The organism is Actinacidiphila sp. bgisy160 (assembly GCF_057707815.1).
The window spans coordinates 1-20,746 of sequence record NZ_JBYIQW010000054.1 but is presented as its reverse complement, the minus strand read 5'-3'; the positions used below and the strand labels follow the sequence as shown (position 1 = coordinate 20,746).

The 20,746-nt window shown below is 73.2% G+C and carries 21 protein-coding genes; 14 read left to right on the top strand and 7 right to left on the bottom strand.

The window, feature by feature from the left end; translation table 11 throughout:
- Positions 1-51: 51 nt before the first annotated feature.
- A complete protein-coding gene (gene zapE, locus AC3EUJ_RS30320; RefSeq protein WP_431966958.1) occupies positions 52-1,158 on the bottom strand; it encodes a cell division protein ZapE in 1,107 nt (368 codons plus the stop codon).
- A gap of 87 nt (positions 1,159-1,245) precedes the next feature.
- On the opposite strand from zapE, the gene AC3EUJ_RS30315 reads away from it, so the two are divergent.
- The 6 genes from AC3EUJ_RS30315 to AC3EUJ_RS30290 all read left to right on the top strand — a co-directional run bounded on the left by AC3EUJ_RS30315 (position 1,246) and on the right by AC3EUJ_RS30290 (position 7,376).
- On the top strand, positions 1,246-2,004 hold the full coding sequence (locus AC3EUJ_RS30315; RefSeq protein WP_431966956.1) for a pyrimidine reductase family protein: 759 nt from the start codon (positions 1,246-1,248) through the stop codon (positions 2,002-2,004).
- Positions 2,005-2,199: 195 nt separating this feature from the next.
- Positions 2,200-2,673, top strand: coding sequence for an indole-3-glycerol phosphate synthase (locus tag AC3EUJ_RS30310; protein WP_431966954.1), 474 nt, complete (start codon positions 2,200-2,202; stop codon positions 2,671-2,673).
- Positions 2,674-2,751: 78 nt separating this feature from the next.
- Positions 2,752-4,143, top strand: a complete 1,392-nt coding sequence (murC, locus tag AC3EUJ_RS30305) for a UDP-N-acetylmuramate--L-alanine ligase (protein ID WP_431966952.1) — start codon at positions 2,752-2,754, stop codon at positions 4,141-4,143.
- Between the two features lie 14 nt (positions 4,144-4,157).
- The gene (gene msrB / locus AC3EUJ_RS30300) at positions 4,158-4,565 is read left to right on the top strand and encodes a peptide-methionine (R)-S-oxide reductase MsrB (protein WP_431966950.1); all 408 of its coding nucleotides are present in this window, start codon (positions 4,158-4,160) and stop codon (positions 4,563-4,565) included.
- A gap of 98 nt (positions 4,566-4,663) precedes the next feature.
- On the top strand, positions 4,664-6,748 hold the full coding sequence (locus AC3EUJ_RS30295) for a spermidine synthase (protein WP_431966948.1): 2,085 nt from the start codon (positions 4,664-4,666) through the stop codon (positions 6,746-6,748).
- A gap of 4 nt (positions 6,749-6,752) precedes the next feature.
- Positions 6,753-7,376, top strand: coding sequence for a LysE family translocator (locus AC3EUJ_RS30290; RefSeq protein ID WP_431966946.1), 624 nt, complete (start codon positions 6,753-6,755; stop codon positions 7,374-7,376).
- Between the two features lie 26 nt (positions 7,377-7,402).
- On the opposite strand, the gene AC3EUJ_RS30285 is transcribed toward AC3EUJ_RS30290, so the two are convergent.
- From AC3EUJ_RS30285 to AC3EUJ_RS30275, 3 genes are read right to left on the bottom strand one after another with little or no spacing between them, the layout of a single operon-like run.
- The gene (locus AC3EUJ_RS30285; RefSeq protein ID WP_431966944.1) at positions 7,403-8,074 is read right to left on the bottom strand and encodes an ABC transporter; all 672 of its coding nucleotides are present in this window, start codon (positions 8,072-8,074) and stop codon (positions 7,403-7,405) included.
- Complete coding sequence (locus AC3EUJ_RS30280) at positions 8,071-8,895, bottom strand: ABC transporter ATP-binding protein (RefSeq protein WP_431966942.1); 825 nt, start codon at positions 8,893-8,895, stop codon at positions 8,071-8,073. The genes AC3EUJ_RS30285 and AC3EUJ_RS30280 overlap by 4 nt, the downstream gene beginning before the upstream one ends.
- A gap of 1 nt (position 8,896) precedes the next feature.
- Positions 8,897-9,571, bottom strand: coding sequence for an AIM24 family protein (locus AC3EUJ_RS30275; RefSeq protein WP_431966940.1), 675 nt, complete (start codon positions 9,569-9,571; stop codon positions 8,897-8,899).
- A gap of 68 nt (positions 9,572-9,639) precedes the next feature.
- On the opposite strand from AC3EUJ_RS30275, the gene AC3EUJ_RS30270 reads away from it, so the two are divergent.
- The 5 genes from AC3EUJ_RS30270 (at position 9,640) to AC3EUJ_RS30250 (ending at position 14,679) form a co-directional block, all read left to right on the top strand.
- Entirely contained in the window at positions 9,640-10,320 is a 681-nt protein-coding gene (locus tag AC3EUJ_RS30270) for an aminoacyl-tRNA hydrolase (protein ID WP_431966938.1), read from the top strand.
- Between the two features lie 93 nt (positions 10,321-10,413).
- Entirely contained in the window at positions 10,414-11,799 is a 1,386-nt protein-coding gene (locus AC3EUJ_RS30265) for an MbnB/TglH/ChrH family RiPP precursor modification enzyme (protein ID WP_431966936.1), read from the top strand.
- A gap of 162 nt (positions 11,800-11,961) precedes the next feature.
- The gene (locus tag AC3EUJ_RS30260; protein ID WP_431966934.1) at positions 11,962-12,699 is read left to right on the top strand and encodes a DUF4142 domain-containing protein; all 738 of its coding nucleotides are present in this window, start codon (positions 11,962-11,964) and stop codon (positions 12,697-12,699) included.
- A 14-nt stretch (positions 12,700-12,713) separates the two neighbouring features.
- A complete protein-coding gene (locus AC3EUJ_RS30255) occupies positions 12,714-13,856 on the top strand; it encodes a DUF1996 domain-containing protein (RefSeq protein WP_431966932.1) in 1,143 nt (380 codons plus the stop codon).
- A 73-nt stretch (positions 13,857-13,929) separates the two neighbouring features.
- The gene (locus AC3EUJ_RS30250) at positions 13,930-14,679 is read left to right on the top strand and encodes a TIGR04222 domain-containing membrane protein (protein ID WP_431966930.1); all 750 of its coding nucleotides are present in this window, start codon (positions 13,930-13,932) and stop codon (positions 14,677-14,679) included.
- Between the two features lie 21 nt (positions 14,680-14,700).
- Here the strand turns inward: AC3EUJ_RS30250 and hemQ are convergent, their stop codons facing one another.
- Together hemQ and hemG are read right to left on the bottom strand one after the other, a co-directional pair.
- A complete protein-coding gene (gene hemQ, locus AC3EUJ_RS30245) occupies positions 14,701-15,432 on the bottom strand; it encodes a hydrogen peroxide-dependent heme synthase (RefSeq protein ID WP_431966928.1) in 732 nt (243 codons plus the stop codon).
- A 4-nt stretch (positions 15,433-15,436) separates the two neighbouring features.
- A complete protein-coding gene (hemG, locus tag AC3EUJ_RS30240) occupies positions 15,437-16,882 on the bottom strand; it encodes a protoporphyrinogen oxidase (RefSeq protein WP_431966926.1) in 1,446 nt (481 codons plus the stop codon).
- A 127-nt stretch (positions 16,883-17,009) separates the two neighbouring features.
- On the opposite strand from hemG, the gene AC3EUJ_RS30235 reads away from it, so the two are divergent.
- Positions 17,010-18,053, top strand: a complete 1,044-nt coding sequence (locus AC3EUJ_RS30235; RefSeq protein ID WP_431966924.1) for a DUF4349 domain-containing protein — start codon at positions 17,010-17,012, stop codon at positions 18,051-18,053.
- Positions 18,054-18,100: 47 nt separating this feature from the next.
- On the opposite strand, the gene hemE is transcribed toward AC3EUJ_RS30235, so the two are convergent.
- Entirely contained in the window at positions 18,101-19,144 is a 1,044-nt protein-coding gene (gene hemE / locus AC3EUJ_RS30230) for a uroporphyrinogen decarboxylase (RefSeq protein ID WP_431966922.1), read from the bottom strand.
- Positions 19,145-19,233: 89 nt separating this feature from the next.
- Here hemE and AC3EUJ_RS30225 point away from each other — a divergent pair, with 89 nt between their 5' ends.
- Both AC3EUJ_RS30225 and AC3EUJ_RS30220 read left to right on the top strand, forming a co-directional pair.
- Complete coding sequence (locus tag AC3EUJ_RS30225; RefSeq protein WP_431966920.1) at positions 19,234-19,884, top strand: DUF3000 domain-containing protein; 651 nt, start codon at positions 19,234-19,236, stop codon at positions 19,882-19,884.
- 215 nt (positions 19,885-20,099) lie between these two features.
- Positions 20,100-20,746: LuxR family transcriptional regulator (locus tag AC3EUJ_RS30220; protein WP_431966918.1), on the top strand; the 647-nt coding region annotated here is incomplete at its 3' end.

The following is a 20,746-nucleotide window of genomic DNA, read 5'->3' as shown; positions in this document are numbered from 1 at the left end:
CGGGCAGGTGGGAACACGGCACCCCGCCCCGGGCGCCGCCGGGAGCGCGGGTCAGGAACCGTCCGGGGTGGCGAGGCGCTTGGCGTCGCGGGCGAGGGCGGTGAGGCGGGAGATCGCCCGGAAGTACTTCTTGCGGTAGCCGCCGGCGAGCATCTCCTCGCTGAAGATACGGTCGAAGGGCTCGCCGGAGGCCATCACGGGGACCTCGCGGTCGTAGAGCCGGTCGGCCAGGACGACCAGGCGCAGCGCGGTGGCCTGGTCCTCCACGGGACGCACGCCGCGCAGGAAGACCGCCTCGACGCCGTCGCAGAGCGCCCCGTAGCGGCTGGGGTGGACCCGGGCGAGGTGGGCGAGGAGGGCACCGAAGTCGTCCAGAAAGGCGCCGGGAGTGCGGCCCGCGGCGGCGGTGACCTCGTCGTCGGCGTACGGTGCCGGGGCCTCGGGGAGGCCGCGGTGACGGTAGTCCTCGCCGTCGATGCGCAGCGAACGGAAGCGGGCGGACAGGCCCTGGATCTCGCGCATGAAGTCGGCGGCGGCGAACCGGCCCTCGCCGAGCTTGCCGGGCAGGGTGTTGGAGGTCGCTGCCAGCTTCACGCCCGCGTCGGCCAGCTTGCCCAGCAGGGTCGAGACGAGCACGGTGTCGCCGGGGTCGTCGAGCTCGAACTCGTCGATGCAGACCAGCCGATGCCCGCTGAGTACCTGCACGGCCTGCTGGAAGCCGAGGGCGCCGACGAGGTTGGTCAGCTCCACGAAGGTCCCGAAGGCCTTCTGCTCGCGCGGCGCGGGCGTGGCGTGCCACAGCGAGGCGAGCAGGTGGGTCTTGCCGACGCCGTAGCCCCCGTCGAGGTAGACCCCGCCGGGGCCGGCCGGTACGGCCGGTACGGCCTGGCGCCGGAACCAGCGCTTGCGCCCGCCGTCGGCGGGGGTGCCCAGCCCCTCCGCGAAAACCCGCAGCGCGCCGACGGCCTGGGCCTGGCTGGGCTGCTTCGGGTCCGGGAGGTAGTTCTCGAACCGTACGGAGTCGAAGCGCGGTGGCGGCACCATCTCCGCCACCAGCCGGTCCGCCGGGACGTGCGGTTCGCGTCCGCTCAGCGAGGCGGGCGGCGTCCCGCCGGGTATCGGGCTGGTTTCTCGCGCGGCGGCGAAGGACGAGGACACAGCACTCCAGCCTAGTGCCTCGCCGGCGGTCCCCTCGCCGCCGGGTGGCCGACCCCACTGCGTGAGGGGCCGTGGAAGACTGCAGCCATGCGCCGCCTCTTCCCCGCTCCCGCGACCGCCGAGACCCTGGACACCGCCGAGACCCTGGCCGATGCCTACGCGTACCCGGAGCCGGCCGGCGGGGCGCCCTGGCTGCGGGCGAACATGGTGTCGTCGCTGGACGGCGCGGCCCGGCACGACGGGCGCTCCCAGCCGCTGTCCTCGGACGCCGACATGCGGGTCTTCGGAGTGCTGCGGGCCCTGGCCGACGTCGTGGTCGTCGGCGCGGAGACGGTGCGGCAGGAGGGCTACCGCCCGGCCCGCGCCCGGGAGGTCTTCGCGGACCGCAGGGCCGCGGCGGGGCAGGGCCCGGCCGCCGTGATCGCCGTGGTGAGCGCCCGGCTCGACCTGGACTTCTCGCTGCCCTTGTTCACCGAGCCGCTGGTACCCACCCTCCTGCTGACCGGCGAGGACGCCCCGGCCGACCGGGTCGCGGCGGCCGAGCGGGCGGGGGCGCGGGTCGTCCGGGCCGGCACGGGCACGGGCGTGGACCCGGCGCGCGCGGTGCGCGAACTCGCCGCGCTCGGGCTGCGCCGGATGCTGACCGAGGGCGGGCCGCGGCTGCTCGCCCAGTTCGCCGCGGCCGGGGTGATCGACGAGCTGTGCCTGACGATCGCGCCGCTGCTGACTGCCGGGGACGCCATGCGGATCATGAACGGCCCAAGCATCGCCGACCCCGTCCGCTTCACCCCTGTGTCGATCCTGGAGGAGGAGGGCTTTCTCTTCACCCGCTACGTGCGCGGCTGAGGCCCGTCCCGGAGCGGCCGGAATCCACCAGGACCGCCCGCTCCACCGGTTTCACCCGGATGGTGCCGATTGTCCACCCCCGCATGTCCGCCCGCCGCGGCCGGGGAACGCATGTCCCCGCGTGCCCCGCGCCCGGACGGGGCAGGATGGTTTCCGTGGCAGGCCCGACGGCCCGCGAGAGAGAAGGACGCGTCCGTGTTCACGACCGTACTCATGATCGAGCAGCCGCTCGTCCCCGCAGACGTGGAACTGGTCACCACGCTCCACGGTGACGAGCCCGTCTCCTTCGTCGTCCTCATGCAACCCCGCGGCGACCAGGACCGGCTGCTGCGGGCCATCGACGACGTCGCCCTGGGTGAACTGGACAAGGCCGTCCACGAGCGCGACCGCCCGGAGGGCGACCAGGCCCTGCTGCCCGCGGAGCGCGCGCTGAACCACAGCCTGACCGCACTGCGCGAGGCAGGCTGCGAGGCGGTGGGCGAGGTGGTCGAGCGACACCCCATCGAGTTGATGAAGTCGGTGGTCGAGCAGACTCATGCCGACGAGGTGATCGTGCTGACCGCCCCGCACCTGGTGGAGGAGTTCTTCCACCGCGACTGGACGTCCCGGGCCCGGCACAAGGTCGGCGTACCGGTGCTGAAGTTGTTCGCACACAACGCGGAGGACTGAGCGGACGCCGCGCCCCCGACTGGTGGAAGAATCGGGGAGGCCGACAACCGACCCCGTGAGTTCCAGGGAGCACCTCGCATGAGCCCCACCCTTCCCCCCGGCATGGACCGACCGCACTTCATCGGGATCGGCGGGGCCGGAATGTCGGGCATCGCGAAGATCCTGACCCAGCGCGGGGCGGACGTCGCGGGCAGCGACGCGAAGGACTCGGAGACCGCGGAGGCGCTGCGTGCCCTCGGCGCGACGGTCCGCATCGGCCACGCCGCCGCCCACCTCTCGCCGGAGGCGACCTGCGTGGTCGTCTCCAGCGCCATCCGTGACGACAACCCGGAACTGGCCGCGGCACGTGAGCGCGGCATCCCGGTGGTGCACCGCTCGGACGCGCTGGCGGCGCTGATGGAGGACTCGCGCCCGATCGCGGTGGCCGGCACACACGGCAAGACGACCACCACCTCCATGCTCGCGGTGAGCCTGTCCGCGTTGGGCCTGGACCCGTCGTACGCCATCGGGGGCGATCTGGACGCCCCCGGCTCCAACGCCCACCACGGCACCGGCGAGATCTTCGTGGCGGAGGCGGACGAGAGCGACCGCAGCTTCCAGAAGTACGTCCCCGAGGTGGCGATCGTGCTGAACGTGGAGCTCGACCACCACGCGAACTACGCGTCGATGGACGAGATCCACGAGTCGTTCGAGGTCTTCGTCGGCAAGATCGTGCCCGGCGGCACCCTGGTCGTCGGCGAGCACGCCGGTGCACGGGAGCTGGCCGCCCGGGTGGCGGGCCGCGGCGGGCTGAACGTCGTGCGCGTCGGCGAGGACGAGGAGGCCGACGTACGGATCCTGCGGGTCGTCCCGCACGGGATGTCCAGCGAGGTCGCCGTCCGCCTGGACGGCGAGGAGCACACCTTCACCGTGTCCGTGCCCGGCCGGCACTACGCCCACAACGCGGTCGCCGCCCTCGCCGCGGGCGTCGCGCTGGGCGTCCCGGCGGACAGCCTGGCCAAGGCGCTCGGCACCTACACCGGGGTGAAGCGCCGGCTGCAGCTGAAGGGCACGGCGGCGGGCGTCCAGGTCATCGACTCCTACGCGCACCACCCCACCGAGATGACCGCCGACCTGCAGGCCCTGCGCGAGGCGGCGGGCGACCGGCGCATCCTCGTGGTCTTCCAGCCGCACCTGTTCAGCCGCACCCAGGAGCTGGGCCGCGAGATGGGCCAGGCCCTCGCGCTGGCCGACGCCTCCGTGGTGCTGGACATCTACCCGGCCCGTGAGGACCCGGTCCCCGGCATCACCAGCGACCTGATCATCGACGCGGCCGCCGCCGAGGGCGCCGACGTCGCCGCGGAGCACGACAAGGAAGCGGTCCCCGAGGTCATCGCCGGAATGGCCAAACCCGGTGACCTTGTTCTCACCATGGGCGCGGGAGACGTGACCGATCTCGGTCCGCGCATCCTGGCGCGCCTGGAGAACTGAGGAGAGGGAGGACCATGGCGTACGAAGTCGACAAGTCCGAGGAGCAATGGCGTCAGGAGCTGACGCCGCAGGAGTACGCGGTCCTGCGCAAGGCGGGCACGGAGCGTCCCTTCACGGGTGAGTACACCGACACCAAGACCCGGGGCGTGTACTCGTGCCGCGCCTGCGGCGCCGAGCTGTTCACCTCGGACACCAAGTTCGAGTCGCACTGCGGCTGGCCGTCCTTCTACGACCCGAAGGACAGCAAGGCCGTCGAGCTGATCGAGGACCGCTCGATGGGCATGGTCCGCACCGAGGTCCGCTGCGCGCGCTGCGGCTCGCACCTGGGGCACGTCTTCGAGGGCGAGGGCTACGACACCCCGACGGACCAGCGCTACTGCATCAACTCGATCTCGCTGCGGCTGGCCCCCGCGGGGGACTGATCACGAAATCCGACGGCTAGGCCCCCCGCGTGGGGCTCGCGCGCCACGCGGGGCGCGTCCGTCGACTCGCCGCCCGCCGGATGGCAACGTGGCCCGGCATGGAACACCACGTACGGGCCAGGTTGCTGCTGGCCAGCGCCACCATGCTCTTCGTCGAACTGGCGCTGATCCGGTGGGCGGGCGCGAACGTCGTCCATCTGAGCTACTTCTCCAACTTCATCCTGCTCGGCTCCTTCCTGGGCATCGGGCTGGGCTTCCTCATCAGGGCGGAACGAGGCCAGTGGCTCAAGCGGTGGGCGCCGCTGCCCCTTGCGGTGCTCGTCGTGCTGGTGCGGGAGTTCCCGGTCCAGGTGCGGCAGAGCAGCGGCGACATCATCTACTTCACGGCGGTGAAGACCACCGGGCTGCCGCAGTGGGTGACGCTGCCGGTGCTCTTCCTGCTGGTGGCGGCCGCGATGATGGCGATCGGCAAGATCACCGCCGATCTGTTCCGGCAGCTGCCGTCGCTGGAGGCGTACCGCTGGGACCTGATCGGCTCGCTGACCGGCTCGGTGGCCTTCGCGGGGCTGTCGTGGCTGCGCGCGCCCTCGCTGGTGTGGGGGCTGATCGCCGCGGCGGCGCTGCTGGTCCTCGGCGGGCGGCGGAACACGCTGCGGTACGCGCTGCCACTGACGGCGATGGTCCTGACGCTGCTCTTCGAGTCGCTGGCAGCGGGGGTGTCGTGGTCGCCGTACTACAAGATCGAGCTGACCCGCCCCGAGCCGGGCACCAGCTCCCGGACGTACAAGATCGCCGCCAACGGCGTGCCGCACCAGAGCATCGCGCCGCTGCAGGTGCTGCGGCAGCCGGGCTCGCCGTACGAGCAGGCCTACCGGGAGACCCCGGACAATCCGCACCGCAAGGTGCTGGTGATCGGCGCGGGCAACGGCAACGACGTCGCCGTCGCGCTGGCCAACGGGGCGCAGTACGTGGACGCCGTCGAGATCGACCCGCGGCTGCAGGAGATCGGGGCGAAGCTGCACCCCGCGAAGCCGTACGAGAACCCGCGGGTGCACGTCCACATCAACGACGGGCGGGCCTTCCTGGAGCGGACGAACACCACGTACGACCTGATCGTGCTGGCACTGCCGGACTCGCTGACGCTGGTGTCGGGGGCCAGCAATCTGCGGCTGGAGAGCTACCTCTTCACCAAGCAGGCCTTCGAGTCGGCCCGTGACCACCTCGCGCCCGGCGGCGCGTTCGCCATGTACAACTACTACCGGCAGCAATGGCTGATCGACCGCTTCGCCGGGAGCCTGGACCAGGTCTTCGGGCATGCGCCGTGCATGACGGAGTACGGCAAGCGCGCCGCGGTGCTCGTGGCCGGGCTGACGCCGACGGACCAGAACTGCGGGACGGTCTGGCGGGCGAGCGGGGCGGTGCCCCCGCCCGCCGACGACGACCACCCCTTCCCCTACCTCCTCAACCGCACCGTGCCGAGCCTCTACCTCGGCGCGCTCGGCCTGATCCTGCTGGTCACCGTGATCTCGGTACGGCTGGCCGGGGTGCGGCTGCGCGGGACGCTGCGCTACACCGACATGTTCCTGATGGGCGCGGCCTTCCTGCTGCTGGAGACGAAGAACGTCATCGGCTTCGCCCTGTACTTCGGCACCACCTGGCTGGTGAACGCGCTGGTCTTCATCGGGGTGCTGCTGGCGGTGCTGGCGGCCGTCGAGGTGCGGCGCCGCATGCGCCGGCTCAACCAGACGGCGCTGCAGATCCTGCTCTTCGTGACGCTCGCCGTCGGCTGGCTCGTCCCGGCGCAGGCCGTGCTGTCGCTGCCCTTCGCCGCACGGCTGGCGGCGGCCGTCGCGCTCGCCTTCGCGCCGATCTTCTGCGCCAACCTGATCTTCTCCGACCGCCTCGCGCAGGCACCGGACCCGACCGCCGCCTTCGGCGCCAACCTCCTGGGCGCCCTGACCGGCGGCACCCTGGAGTACCTGGCGCTGCTCACCGGCTACCGCGCGCTGCTGGTCCTGGTGGCCGTGCTGTACGCCGGGGCATGCGTCGCGATGCGGCTGTCCGACCGTGGCGGCACCGGCGGCCCGGACGACTCGGGGCAGAGCCGGCCGGTCCTGAGCCGGCAGGACGCGACGGCGCACGGAAACCGGCTGGTGCGCGAGGGGCCCGCCGCAGCATCATGACGGGATGCTGAGCGTCCTGTTGGCCTTCCTCGGTGCCTGCACCCTCATCGCCGCGGCCCCCGGGCCGAGCACGGTGCTGATCATCCGGCACTCCCTGCGCAGCCGCCGCGCCGGCTTCGCGACCGTCCTCGGCAACGAGACCGGTGTGTTCGTATGGGGCCTTTGCGCCGCCTTCGGCCTCACCGCGCTCATCGCGGCCTCCCGACTCGCCTACGACGTCGTACGGATCGTCGGCGCGGCCGTCCTGATCTGGTTCGGCGTCCAGGCGCTGCGTGCCGCCCGCCGCGGCCCGGACCCCGAGCGGGCCGCGGCGGGTGAGGAGGTGACGGTCAGCCCATGGGCGGCCTACCGGGCCGGCCTCGGCATGAACCTGGCCAATCCCAAGGCGGCGGTCTTCGCGATGTCGTTCCTGCCGCAGTTCGTGCCCTCCGGCGTGCCCCAGCTGCCCACGATGGTGGGCCTCGCGACTTTGTGGGCGGTCTACGAGGTCGGCTATTACGGGGCGTACGTCTGGTTCGTCGACCGCCTGAGGCCGGTGTTCAGCCGCGCCACGGTGCGCCGCCGTCTGGAGGCGGTGTCCGGCGGCGTACTCGTGGCACTGGGCGTCCGGATGGCCCTGGAGGGCTGAGCGCCCCCACCTGCACCATCGCCACGTCACCCTCGGCGCGCGCTGAGCGTCGCGGCGAGCCAGGTGGCGCCCGCGGCCGCGAGCGCCGCCAGGAGCAAAGGCAGCAGCGGGAACGGGACCGCGCCGGTACGGGAGCCGGTGACGAGCCCGGTGACCGCCGCGTTGGCGGGCGATCCGGCGGCGACCAGGACCACAACCGCGGTGAGGGCCGTGACCGGCACCGCCCATCCGGGGCGGAGCAGCACCGGGGGGTTGGTGAGGGCGCCGACGGCGGTGCCGAGCAGGGCGGTCACCAGGGCGGCGAGGAGACCGGCCACCGCCGCCGTGAACACCGGAATGGCCTTCAGACGGTCCGTGGTGTGCGGGTCGGCGATGCCGAGCACCACCGCGGTGCCCGCGGTGCCCAGTACGACCGAGCACAGCAGCGCCGCCAGGACGCCCGCCGTGTGCGCCCGGCCCGGCCCGGTGGCCGCCGCGACGCAGGCGCGGCCGGCCGACGGCTCGGCGGTCACGCTGACCCGCACCAGCCAGGCCGCCGCCGGGAGCAGCGCGGCGGCGGCCCAGCCCAGGCAGTCCAGCAGCGGCCGCGGTCCCCCGGCGAGGCCGATCCCCATGACGGCCACGTAGAGCAGCAGCGGCGGCAGCCAGCGGAAAGACCGCAGGAGCAGGGCGGTCCGGTAGTGCAGGGTCGCGGTCATGAGGGCTCCGTGGGCGGCTGCGCGGGGCGGACCGCGCGGATGTGCCAGGGCGGGGTCGCGGTGAGCAGCCGCCGCAGGACGGCGTCGGCCTCCGCGGCCGGGACGGTCACCCGGAGCGTGCCGGGCCCGGCGGGCTCGTACGCGAGGCCGGGCGGCGGCTCCCCAACGCCCGTGGCCTCGATGACGACGCGCGGCCCGGCGGCGGCGTCCAGCGGCACCGGCACGAGCCGGGCGTCCTCGACGCGGTGCGCCGCCGTGGTGTCGCCGGCCAGCCGGCGTGGGTCGTGGTCGACGAAGACGACGCTGCCGCCGGCGGCGCTCCGGGCCCGGACGGCGTCGTCGAGGACGGTGCGCGCGTCCCGGTCGAGCCCGGTCCACGCCTCGTCGAGGACGAGGAGTTCCGGGTCGGCCACCAGTGCCTGGGCCACCGCGACCTTCTGGCAGGTGCCCTTGGACAGCTGGGCGAGCGGGGTCCGGGCGTACCCGGCGATGCCGAGGCACTCCAGCCACTCCGCGGCCCTGCGGGCGGCGGTGCGGCCCCGAAGGCCGTGCACCCGCCCGAGGTGCACGAGGTACCCGTGTGCGTCGAAGGGCAGCGCCGGCGGGAACCGCTCGGGCACGTACGCGGTGCGCGGGCGCCCGGTGACGCGGCCCGTGGTGGGGCGGTCGATGCCCGCGAGGATCCGCAGGACCGTGGACTTACCGCTGCCGTTCGCCCCCTCGACGCGCAGCACCTGTCCCCCGGGCACGTCGAGGTCGACGTTGCGCAGCACCCAGGGCCCGCGCGTCCCGTACCGGCGGCCGACCGCTTCCAGCCGCACGTCAGCTGGCGGGCTGGTGGGGCCGGGACTCGCTCGGCCGGACGATGACGAAGCCCTCCCCCTGCAACATCAGCTGCACGGCCTCGCCCGAGCCGCCGCGCAGCATCGAGCCGAAGCTCTGCGAGCGGTGCAGGGAGGTCTGCAGCTGGGCGCTCCAGCCGACGACGGCGTCGGTGTCGACGTACACCGGGGCGTGCGGGATGACCGGGATGACGATCGGGTTGCCCTCGCACATGACGCCGAGGCGGCCGTGCCCGCTGAAGACGCTGTTGAACAGGCCGCCGCCGACCATGCCGGCACCCTTCACGACCTTGATCTCGTAGGAGAGGGTCGAGTCGAAGACCAGCACGTTGCGGCCGTTGACGGTGAGGCTGTCGCCGGGGTCGAGGTCGACGACGAAGCAGTTGGCGGCCTCGTGCGCGAACCAGGCCTCGCCCTGGCCTCGCACCGACATCAGCGGGAGGCCCTCACCGGTGAAGGCGCGCTTGAGGAACGTGCCGACGCCCTGGCCCTTCACCTCGAACTGCAGGTTGCCGCGGAAGGCGATCATCGAGCCCTGGCGGGCCAGGCACTCGCCGTTCACCGCGTACTTGATCGACTTTGCGTTCTGGAGGGTCATGCCGGGCTCGGTGGCCGGCTGCGCCGTGTTCTCGGTCGCGAAGAGGTCACTGTGCACCCCGGCATCCTGGCCCGGAGGGATCGGCTCCGACAAGCTCTTCCCGGGTCGGGTGGCAGACTGTCGAGGTGACAACCGATCCTCGTGACGCCGCACCCCAGTTCGTCCTCCCCCTGGTCGTCCGCATCGAGCGGGCCGCCCCGCCGGCGCGTACCGACGCGCTGGAGACGGCCGCCCGCGCCGTGCTCCACCTGCGCTCCGACGAGCGCGCCACCGCCTTGGACGGGGAGTGGACCGAGGCGGTACGGGGCTGGGAGGACGCCCGCATCCGCAAGGTCGTACGGCGGGCGCGCGGCGCCGAGTGGCAGCGGGCCGAGGCGCTGCCCGGCATCAACGTCACCGGCAAGGCCGCCGAGGTCCGCGTCTTCCCGCCGGTGCCGCTGGACGGCTGGCCCAAGGACCTGGCCCGGCTGCAGGTGTCCGGGACGGAGCTGGAGGACCCGGAGCAGCCCGCCGCTCCGGAGACCGGGACACCGGTGCTCTGGCTCAACCCGGGGGTGCGGATGTCGGCCGGCAAGGCCATGGCGCAGGCCGGGCACGGCGCCCAGCTCGGCTGGCTCGCGCTGTCCCCCGCCGAGCGCGCGCTGTGGCGCGACGCCGGTTTCCCCCTGGCGGTGCGCACGGCGGAGGAGGCCGCCTGGGACGCGCTCACCGCCTCCGGGCTGCCCGTGGTGCGGGACGCCGGGTTCACCGAGATCGCCCCGGGGTCGTGCACCGTCGTGGCGGACCACCCGGCGCTGCGCCGCTGAGGCCCCAAGCTCAAATCAAGCTCTGAAACCCGCCCCCGCAGGGTTCACCGGCCCCGCGCCGGGCGAGAACCCCGGCAGGAGGAAGGGGGGCGCATGGAGCACTCGTATCTGGGCACGGGCATCGGCTGGCGGCCGGAGATCGCGGCGGCGGTCGAGGCACTCGCGCGGGCCGGCCGCGTCGACTGGGTCGAGGCGGTCGCCGAGAACGTCTGCCCCGGCCATCTCCCCGACTCCCTGCTGCGGCTGCGCGAGCGCGGTGTCACGGTCGTCCCGCACGGCGTCTCGCTCGGCCTCGGGGGCGCCGAGCGGCCCGGCGCGGACCGGCTGGCCGCGCTCGCGCAGCGCGCGGAGGCTCTGGGCGCGCCCCTGGTCACCGAGCACATCGCCTTCGTCCGCGGCGGCGGGGAGCCGACGGGCTCGCCGCGTCTGGAGGCGGGGCACCTGCTGCCCGTGCCGCGGACCCGGGACGCGCTGGACGTCCTGTGCGAGAACGTGCGCATCGCGCAGGACGCGCTGCCGGTGCCGCTCGCGCTGGAGAACATCGCGGCGCTGGTGGCCTGGCCGGACGAGGAGATGAGTGAGGGGGCCTTCCTCGCCGAGCTCGTCGAGCGGACCGGGGTACGCCTGCTGATCGACGTCGCCAACCTGCACACGAACCATGTCAACCGCGGCGAGGACCCCCTCGCGGCGCTCGACGCGCTGCCGGTGCACGCGATCGCCTACGTCCATGTGGCGGGCGGCGTCGAGAAGGAAGGCGTATGGCACGACAGCCACGCGCACCCCGTCCCCGAGGCCGTGCTGGACGTGCTCGCTGCGCTGTACGAGAGGGCCTGCCCGCCCGGTGTGCTGCTGGAACGGGACGACGCCTTCCCCGAGGGCGACGAGCTGGCCCGCGAACTGGCCGCGATCCGCCGCGTAGTGGACGCGGGCACGGGCGGGAGCGCTGACGTTCCTCCGGACGCGCCCGCCGTGCCCTCCGGGGCGGTCGCGGCGCCCGGGGCGGCGCGACAGTGTCTGGCGCTGCGGCAGACCGCGCTGCTGTCCGCCCTCGTGGCCGGGACGCCGGTGCCGGAGGGCTTCGACCGGACGCGGATCGGCGTGCAGAGCCGCGCGCTGGCCGCCAAGCGCGCCGGGATCGTCGCCAAGGTGGCGCCGGAACTGCCGCGGATCCTGGGGGCCGCGTACCGGCCGGCGTTCCTGCGCTACGCCGCCGCACGGCCGCTCGCGGGCGGTTACCGCCGCGACGCCCTGGACTTCGCGGCGTACGTCCTCGACAGTTTGGGCGGTACAAAGCATGCGGACGGTACGGACGACCCGGCGGTCACTCGGCAGTTGGCCTCGTGGTGGCGGGAACGCTCGGGCCCGGCGCCGCTCCCGGCCCGGCGGTCGCGGCTGCGCGGAAGGGTTTTCCCGGCCCCTCGACAGCCCTCACACGTATTCATACGTATGCGGGGCAGGCTCCGTTCAAAGCTGCCATAATCTTTTTCCAGGAGGCTCCCGACCTGCGACGGGAATGGCGGCGGGGCCTATCGGGCACGAAAAGGCAACAACTTATCAAGGCCCGCGCCCCGATTCCCGGAATTCGCGAATCCGTGACGGTTCCTCGCCTTGGGCGCTTCAAACGCACTAACGTGCGGTCCCATGCGATCCACCCGTTACGCCACCGGACTCAGCCTCGTGGTCGGGGCTCTCGTGGTCACCCTGGCCGCACTGGCCTACCCCGTCATGTCCGGGCTGAACAGCCCCGCCGTGACCGCGGCCGGCGCCCAGACCGTGTCCACGCAGTACGGTCCGCTCACCCAGCTGGACCGCACCTTCGTCACCAAGGTCCGGCTGGCCGGACTGTGGGAGTTCCCCGCCGGGCAGATGGCCCTGCAGAAGGGGACGACGCCTGCGGTCAAGCGAGCGGGGCAGCACCTGATCGACGGGCACACGAGCCTCGACGCCACGTGCCGTACGATCGCGCCCCAATTGGGCATCACACTGCCGAATCAGCCCACAGCGCAGCAAATGGGATTCCTGGCCACCTTCTCCGCGGCGAGCGGCCAGGACTTCGACCAGAAATTCGCCAATACCCTGCGGCTCGCCCACGGCCAGGTGTTCTCGGTCATCGCCCAGGTGCGCGCCACGACCCGTAATTCGCTGGTGCGGGAACTGGCCGACCAGGCGAACGCGACGGTGCTCGACCACATCACCGTTCTGGAGAAGACCGGGCTGGTCAACTTCGACCAGGTCGCCGTGGACACGACCGCCAGCCCCACCAACCCCGCCGCCGCGGTACCGGTCTCGCCGGCCCCGGGAGAACCGACCTTCATCGTCACCCCGTCCCCGACGTACTCACTTCCCCCAGCGGCATCATCCCCCCAGCCGTCGCAGTAGAAATGAGCGATCCCATGCCCACACGACAACACATGAACCACCGGCGCAGGTTGAGCACCAAGCAACTCGTGCTGATAGCCGTGCTGGCACTGCTCGGCTCCGGCGGCACCTTCGCCCTGGTCACCGGATCGGCCTCGGCCCACTGGCGGTCCAACTCGGGCCACTCGGGCGGCTGGCAGAGCCCCAGCCCGGGGAACAGCACCAAGGCCGACAACGGGGGCCAGAACGGTTCCGCGGCGCCCTCGGCGTCCGCCTCGGCCTCCGCGTCCGCGCCCGCAGGCGGCGGCACGCAGACCAACGGCCCCGCCCCCGAGGACTTCGCCGACATCCGCTCCGTCCAGCCCAACGTACAGCGGGCGGTGAACCAGCGCGGCGCCTCGCGCGGCACGTTCACGGCGCGCTGCGGCCGCAACGAGAACAAGCACCACAACCCCGACAACTTCATCGTGGCCCCCGGCGTCGCCAACGGAGCGCACCACGTCCACGACTACGTCGGCAACCTGAGCACCGACGGCTTCTCGACCAACGAGTCCCTGGCCGCGGCCGGCACCACCTGCGCCCGCGGGGACAAGTCGACGTACTTCTGGCCGGTGCTGCGCAGCCGCTCCGCCAACGACGCGCCGGACGCCGACGGCAACACCGGCACGATCCTGCAGGCGACCTCGGTGCAGCTGATCTTCCGCGGCAGCCCGACGTCCAAGGTGGTGGCGATGCCCTCCACGCTGCGGATCATCATGGGAGACGCCAAGTCCTTCACCAACGGCGTCGCCAACGCCAAGGCGTCGTGGAGCTGCACGGGCTTCGAGAACCGCCAGCTCACCGACAAGTACCCGCTGTGCCCGCAGGGCAGCCGGGTGGTCCGCACGCTGAACTTCCCGAACTGCTGGGACGGGACCAACACCGACAGCGCCAACCACCGCACGCACATCGTCTTCCCCGACGGTGCGGGGCAGTGCCAGGCCGGCTTCAAGGCCGTACCGCAGCTGAAGATGCGGCTCACCTACAAGGTCCCGCAGGGCCCGGACTTCGCGCTCGACAGCTTCCCCGAGCAGTTGCACAAGCCGGTCACGGACCACGCGGACTTCGCCAACTTCATGCCGGCGCGCCTGATGAACCAGGTCGTCAGCTGCATCAACGCCAACCGCAACTGCGGCTGACACGTCAGGCCGCGCGGCACCCGATTCGGGGAACCGCGGGCGGAACCCCGCGGGGGTCGGCTACAACTCCCCCATGTGGATGCTCTTCCTCCTCGTGGCCTGGGCCGCGGCGATCGCCTCCTGCGCACGCCTGTGCAGGGCGGCGGTCGCCGCGGCCGATCTGCCGGACGGGGCCGCCGCGGCGGCGGCCGACCACGCGCTCGGGCTCTACGAGATGGCCTTCCTGTCCGGCGGGCCGCGCCGGGTCACCGAGCTGGCGATGGTCACGATGGGGCGCGACCGGCGTCTGCTGCTCGCCAGGACGGGCTGGGCGACCGTCGTCGACCCGGATGGCCGCGATGCCATCGAGCGCTCCCTGATCGCCGCCACCGGCCCCGAGGGCCAGGCTCCCGTCCCCGCGATACGCGCGGCGCACGCCACCTCCGGCGAGGTCCGCGCCCTGGCCCGAGGCCTCGCCGACGCGGGGCTGGCGGTACCCCCGGCGGCCCGGGAGTCGGTCTCCACCGGTCTCCGCGAGGTCCGGGCGGCCTCCGTCCTCATCCTGGTCACGCTGGTCGCCGCGACGACCCTCAGCCCCGCCGGCCGGCCCCTGCTGCCGTGGTTCGCGCTCCCCCTGCTGGTCACCCTCGGCTGCCTGGCCATCGCGCGTTTCGAGATCCACCCCTACACCCGCTGGGCCGCCCCCGCGGGCCGTGAGCTGCTGCGCACCGTCGACGTCCCCCACGGCCCGGCCCCCGACGACCGCCGGCAGCTCCTCACCGCCCTCGCCGTCCGGGGCCCCTCCGCCCTCCCGGACCCCGCCCTCCGCGCGGCCCTGAGCTGACGCGTCGCGTGGGCTCGGGACTCAGGCCAGGCCGGCCACCAGATCCGCCACCGGCTTACGACGCCCGGTGTAGAACGGCACCTCCTCGCGGACGTGCATACGCGCCTCGGAAGCCCGCAGATGACGCATCAGGTCCACGATGCGGTACAGCTCGTCGGACTCGAACGCCAGGATCCACTCGTAGTCGCCCAGTGAGAACGACGCCACCGTGTTCGCCCGCACGTCCGGGTAGTCCCGCGCCATCTTCCCGTGGTCGGCAAGCATGCGGCGGCGGTCCTCGTCGGGAAGGAGGTACCAGTCGTAGGAGCGCACGAAGGGGTAGACGGAGACGTAGTCGCGGGCCGTCTCGTCGGCGAGGAAGGCGGGGATGTGGCTCTTGTTGAACTCCGCCGGGCGGTGCAGGGCCATGTTCGACCACACGGGCTCCAGCCGGCGGCCCAGCTCCGTGCGGCGGAAGCGGTTGTACGCGTCCTGGAGGGCGTCGGCGGTCTCGGAGTGCCACCAGATCATGACGTCCGCGTCGGCGCGCAGCCCGGACAGGTCGTACGTGCCGCGGACGATGACGTCCTTCTCGGCGAGCTGCTCGAAGAGCTCCTCCACCTCCTCCGCGTAGCGGGTGCGGTCGTCGGGGAGGACGTCGCGCAGCCGGAACACCGACCAGAGGGTGTAGCGGATGACCTCGTTGAGGTCCTTGGCCTTCTTGCCGGCGTTGGGGGCCTTGGCGGGGGCGGCGGAAGCAGGTGAGTCGGTCATGAGGCTATTGTCCTCCGTCCGTTTCCGCGGCCTGCCGCAGGGTGCCGAGGACCCGCGTCGCCGCGCCGCGCGCGCTCGCGACGCAGGCCGGGATGCCCACGCCCTCGTAGAGGGCGCCGCACACCTCGAGGCCGGGGAGCTTCGCGACGTGCTCGCGCAGCCGCGTCACCCGCGCCAGGTGGCCGACCGGGTACTGCGGCAGGCCGCCGTCCCAGCGGGTGACCCGGGCCGCGACGGGGGCCGCGGTGAGCCCGACGGCCTCGCCGAGGTCCTCGCGGGACAGGCGGACGAGGTCGGTGTCGTCCCAGGCAAGGTCGGCTTCCTGCCCGTGCCGGCCGATCGAGGTGCGCAGGACGTACACGTCGGAGTCGGCGGCGCCGCTCCAGTGCCACTTCTGGCTGGAGAACGTGGACGCCTTGATGGTGCGCCCGTCCACCGGGGGGACGAGGAAGCCGCTGCCGGGCAGCGTGTGGGCGATCTCACGGCGCCGGAAGGCCATGGTGACCAGGGCGACGCTCGCGTACTCCACCGCCGACAGCTCCGCGGCGGCGCCCGGCGACTCCGCGGCCAGCAGCCTGGCGGCGGCGGGCGCCGGCACGGCGAGCACGAGGGCGTCGGCGGCCAGCGTCTCGCGGGTGCCGTCGTGGTCGAAGGCGATCTCCCAGCCGCCGGGGGTGCGGCGCAGCGTACGGACCGGGGCGTCGGTCTCGATGCGGGCACCGGCGGCGCGGCAGGCCTCGGCGACGGCGACCGGGAGCCGCCCGACGCCTCCGCGGATGCCGGCGAAGACCGGGCCGTCCTGCCGCGCGGTGGTGGCCTTGCGCTGGCTCTCGCGGACGGCCTCGATGAGGGAGCGGCCGCCGCGCGCACCCTCGTAGAGCTGCGGGATGGCGGCGCGCAGCGAGATCTCGTAGGCGTTGCCCGCGTACACCCCGCCGAGCAGCGGGTCGACGAGCCGGTCGACGACCTCGTGGCCCAGCCGGGCGGCGACGAACGTGCCCACCGCCACGTCCTCGCCCACCTTGGTGCGGGGCAGGATGTGGTCGAGCGGCAGCCGCGCGAGCCCCGCCGCCGACAGCACGCCGGAGGCGGCGAGCGAGCCGAGGTCGCCGGGGACGCCCATGACGCCGCCCTTGGGCATGGGGCGCAGCCGGCCACGCGTCCACAGGCCCGCGCTGGTCGTGGCGGGCGCCTCCAGGTCGTCGCCGAGGCCGACCGCGCGGGCCAGGTCGACCGCCTCGGGGCGGCGCGCCAGGATCGACTCGGCGCCCAGGTCGACCGGGACGCCCGCGATCTCGTCCGCGTACAGCTTCCCGCCCAGGCGCCCGGAGGACTCCAGCACCGTCACCCGTGCCGCCCCGCCCTCCAGCAGGAAATGTGCCGCGGCGAGTCCGGAGACCCCGCCGCCCACGACCACCACATGCCCGGCCCGGGGCTGCGTATTGCTCATGACTCCACTGTCTCAGACGCCGGAACGAGCCCTAACCGTGACCTCTTCGGGATCGCGGACCCGAAACCCGGCCCGTGCCCCTCACGTCGAATCGGCAACAGACGCAACGGACCCGGGGGGATACCCTGTGAGCACGTCAACCACCGCCGCCCGCGGACCTCTTGCGGCCGCCTTGGGCGCCCTGACACTGGCCGCCGCCCTCGCCCTCACCGGCTGCGGCGCCGACAGCAGCAGCGACAGCAGTTCCAGCGAGGCGGGCAGCAGCAAGGCAGGCGCCGCCGCGGCCCCCGACGTGGCCGGGCAGCCCGGCGCGCGGACGGCGGACGGCGACGCGAAGAACGCCACCGGCAAGAGCTCCGGCAGCGGTCCCGGCACCGGCACCGGGGCGGGCAGGACCCCGACCCTGGCGCAGTCGTACATCGTGCGCACGGCGACGCTGACGGTCGAGGCCAAGAACGTCTCCGGCGCCGTGGCCAGGGCCCGCACGCTCGTGGAGGGGACCGGCGGCTACGTCGGCAACGAGAGCACCAGCCTGGACGACGACGGCCGCGAGTACTCCACCATCACGCTCCGTGTGCCGCCGGACGGCTACGACCGCGTGCTGAAGGACCTGTCGGAGCTGGGCACGCTGCGCAACCGCAAGGTGGCCGCCCAGGACGTCACCGGCCAGGTCGTGGACGTCGAGAGCCGGCTCAAGACGCAGCGGGCGAGCGTGGCGCGGGTGCGGGAGCTGATGGACCGGGCGACCAAGCTCAGCGACATCGTCGCCCTGGAGAGCGAACTCAGCTCCCGCCAGGCCGACCTGGAGTCGCTCGAGGCCCAGCAGGCCTCGCTGAAGGAGCGGACCGGCATGGCGACGATCACTCTGGAGGTGCAGGAGCCGGCCGTCGAACAGGCACCGGAGAAGGACGACGACGGCTTCTGGGCCTCTGTGGGTGACGCCTTCGGCAGCGGCTGGCACGCCTTCTACGTGACCCTGCGGGCCGTCCTCGTCGCCCTCGCCGCGGTGGCCCCGTTCGCGGTGCTGGCCCTCCTGGGCTACCTGGGCTTCCGGCTGCTGCGTCGTGTGCTGCCCGCCCGGCGCCCGATGGCCGGCCCCGCGGAGCCGCTGCCCGTGCCCGTGCCCGCGCCGGCCCGGGCGGGCGACGGCGAGGCACAGCCGCGGGAGTAGCGGCGGACACCGGTGACCCCGCGCCGGGCGGCGCGGGGTCACCGGTGTCACCGGGCCGTCTCGGTGTGGACGAAGTCCACGAGGCGGGTCAGGGCGTCGGGGTCCGTGCTCGGCAGGACGCCGTGGCCCAGGTTGAAGATGTGGCCGGGGGCGGCTCCGGCCGAGTACAGGACCTCGCGGGTCTTCTTCTCGACCGCCGCGCGCGGGGCGAAGAGCACCGCGGGGTCCAGGTTGCCCTGCAGCGCCTTGCCGGGGCCGACCCGGCGGGCGGCCTCGTCCAGCGGGACCCGCCAGTCGACGCCGACCACGTCCGCGCCGGCCTCGCTCATGAGCCCGAGCAGCTCGCCGGTGCCGACGCCGAAGTGGATGCGGGGCACGCCGTAGTCCGCGACGGCCCGGAAGACCTTGACGGAGGCAGGCATCACGTAGCGCCGGTAGTCCTCGGGGGCGAGGGCGCCGACCCACGAGTCGAAGAGCTGCACCGCGCTGGCGCCGGCCTCGATCTGCACCTTCAGGAAGGTGGAGGTGATGTCCGCGAGGCGGTCCAGGAGCTCCGCCCACAGCTCGGGCTCGCCGTACATCATGGCCTTGGTGCGCTCGTGGTGGCGCGACGGGCCGCCCTCGACGAGGTAGCTCGCCAGTGTGAAGGGCGCGCCCGCGAAGCCGATCAGCGGCGTCGCGCCGAGCTCACCCGTGAGCATGCCGACCGCCTCGGTGACGTACTTGACGTCGTCCGGGTCGAGCGGCCGCAGGCGCCGCAGGTCCTCGCGGGTGCGGATGGGCTGCTCGACGACGGGGCCGACGCCCGGCTTGATGTCGAGGTCGAGCCCGATGGCCTTGAGCGGCACCACGATGTCGCTGAAGTAGATCGCCGCGTCGACCTTGTGCCGACGCACGGGCTGCAGCGTGATCTCGGTGACGAGGTCGGGCCGCATGCACGACTCGAGCATGGGGATGCCCTCCCGGACCTTGAGGTACTCGGGAAGGGAGCGCCCGGCCTGACGCATGAACCACACGGGGGTGTGCGGCACGGGCCGGCGCCGGCACGCCAGGATGAAGGGGGAAGCAGCGGTCTGCTGGTGCGCACTCACCCCCGAATCTTCGCATGCGCCAAGTGGGCGACCCGCCCGACCGGGCGTCCTCCCTCACTGTGGGCCCCCTTCGGCCTACGCTTCCGGGCATGGCAGCGGCTCATGGGCACCTCTCTGACGGGAACGACGCCCCCCTCCCGTTCCAGCACGCGGTCGACGCACTGCTGCGCGCCCGGGTACGGCACGAGGTGGAGCTCGATCCGGTGCCCCCGCCCAAGCGCCTGGCGCCGCACGCGTACGCCCTGGAGGCGGCGGTCGTCGTCGAGGAGGAGGAGCTCGGCGACGGGCGCCTGGTGCTGCTCTACGACGCCGACGGACAGGAGGGCTGGCACGGCGCGTTCCGGCTGGTCACCCTGGTCCGGGCGGAGCTGGAGCCGGAGATCGCGGCGGACCCGCTGCTGCCCGAGGTGAGCTGGTCGTGGCTGACCGGCGCCCTGGAGGGCCGCGGCGCGGCCTTCACCGCGGCGGGCGGCACGGTCTCGCGCAGCTCCTCGCACCACTTCGGGGCGCTGGCCGGGCGGGAGGACTCCACCCGCATCGAGATCCGCGCCTCGTGGACGCCGCTCGCCGTGAGCGGCGGCGTACCGGACATGGCCACCCACCTGGCGGCCTGGTGCGACCTGATGTGCGCCTGCGCGGGCCTGCCGCCCGCGCCCGGCGAGCCCTCGTGCCCCCCGCCCGGCGGCGGCCCCTCGGTGGTGCCGCTGCCCAAGCGGCGCGGTCCGCAGCAGGCACGCTGAGGGCGGCCACGTCCGCGTTGACCATTCGCTTTACCGCCGTCAACCAGGTCTGACACCCGGTGACCGCGATCTTCACACCTTCGATCGACACTGGTCGACAGCGCGTCCGAATTGCCGGAATTGTTACTAAACAAGTCGTGATCATTCTCTAAAGCCGGGCGAAGTTGCTGCCGAAGGAACCTGTGACCCTTCCAGCCAATGTCCCAGGAGGCCCGGTGTCGGTTCTTCTCGAGCACCCCACAAGCCTGGTCGCCTACCGCCCCAACAAGCCGACGGCGATGGTGGTGGTCGCCGATCCCCGCGTACGTTCCACCGTCACACGCCACTTGTGGGCGCTCGGGGTGCGCGATGTGATCGAGGCGTCCTCCATCGCCGAGGCCAGGCCCCGGGTGGGCACCCCCCGAGACATCTGTGTCGCCGACGTCCACCTCCCCGACGGTTCCGGGCTGACCCTGCTCGCCGAGACCCGGGCGGCGGGCTGGCCCAACGGACTGGCCCTGTCGGCCGCCGATGACATCGGTGCCGTGCGCAACGCCCTCGCGGGCGGTGTGAAGGGCTACGTCGTCACCGGCACCCGCACCAACCTCGGCATCCCCGGCCGCCCCGGCGCCGTGCCCCTCGGCCCGGCAGGCCAGCGGCTGCAGCGCCGCCCACCGGGCGCGCCGGGCCACGGCGGCGGCTACCGCGAACTGTCGGGCCGCGAGGTGGAGGTCCTCAGGCTGGTCGCGGAGGGCCAGTCGAACAAGGCGATCGGCGTCTCCATGGGGCTGTCGGCGCTGACCGTGAAGAGCCACCTGGCCCGGATCGCCCGCAAGCTCGGCACCGGTGACCGCGCGGGCATGGTCGCGGTAGCGCTGCGTAC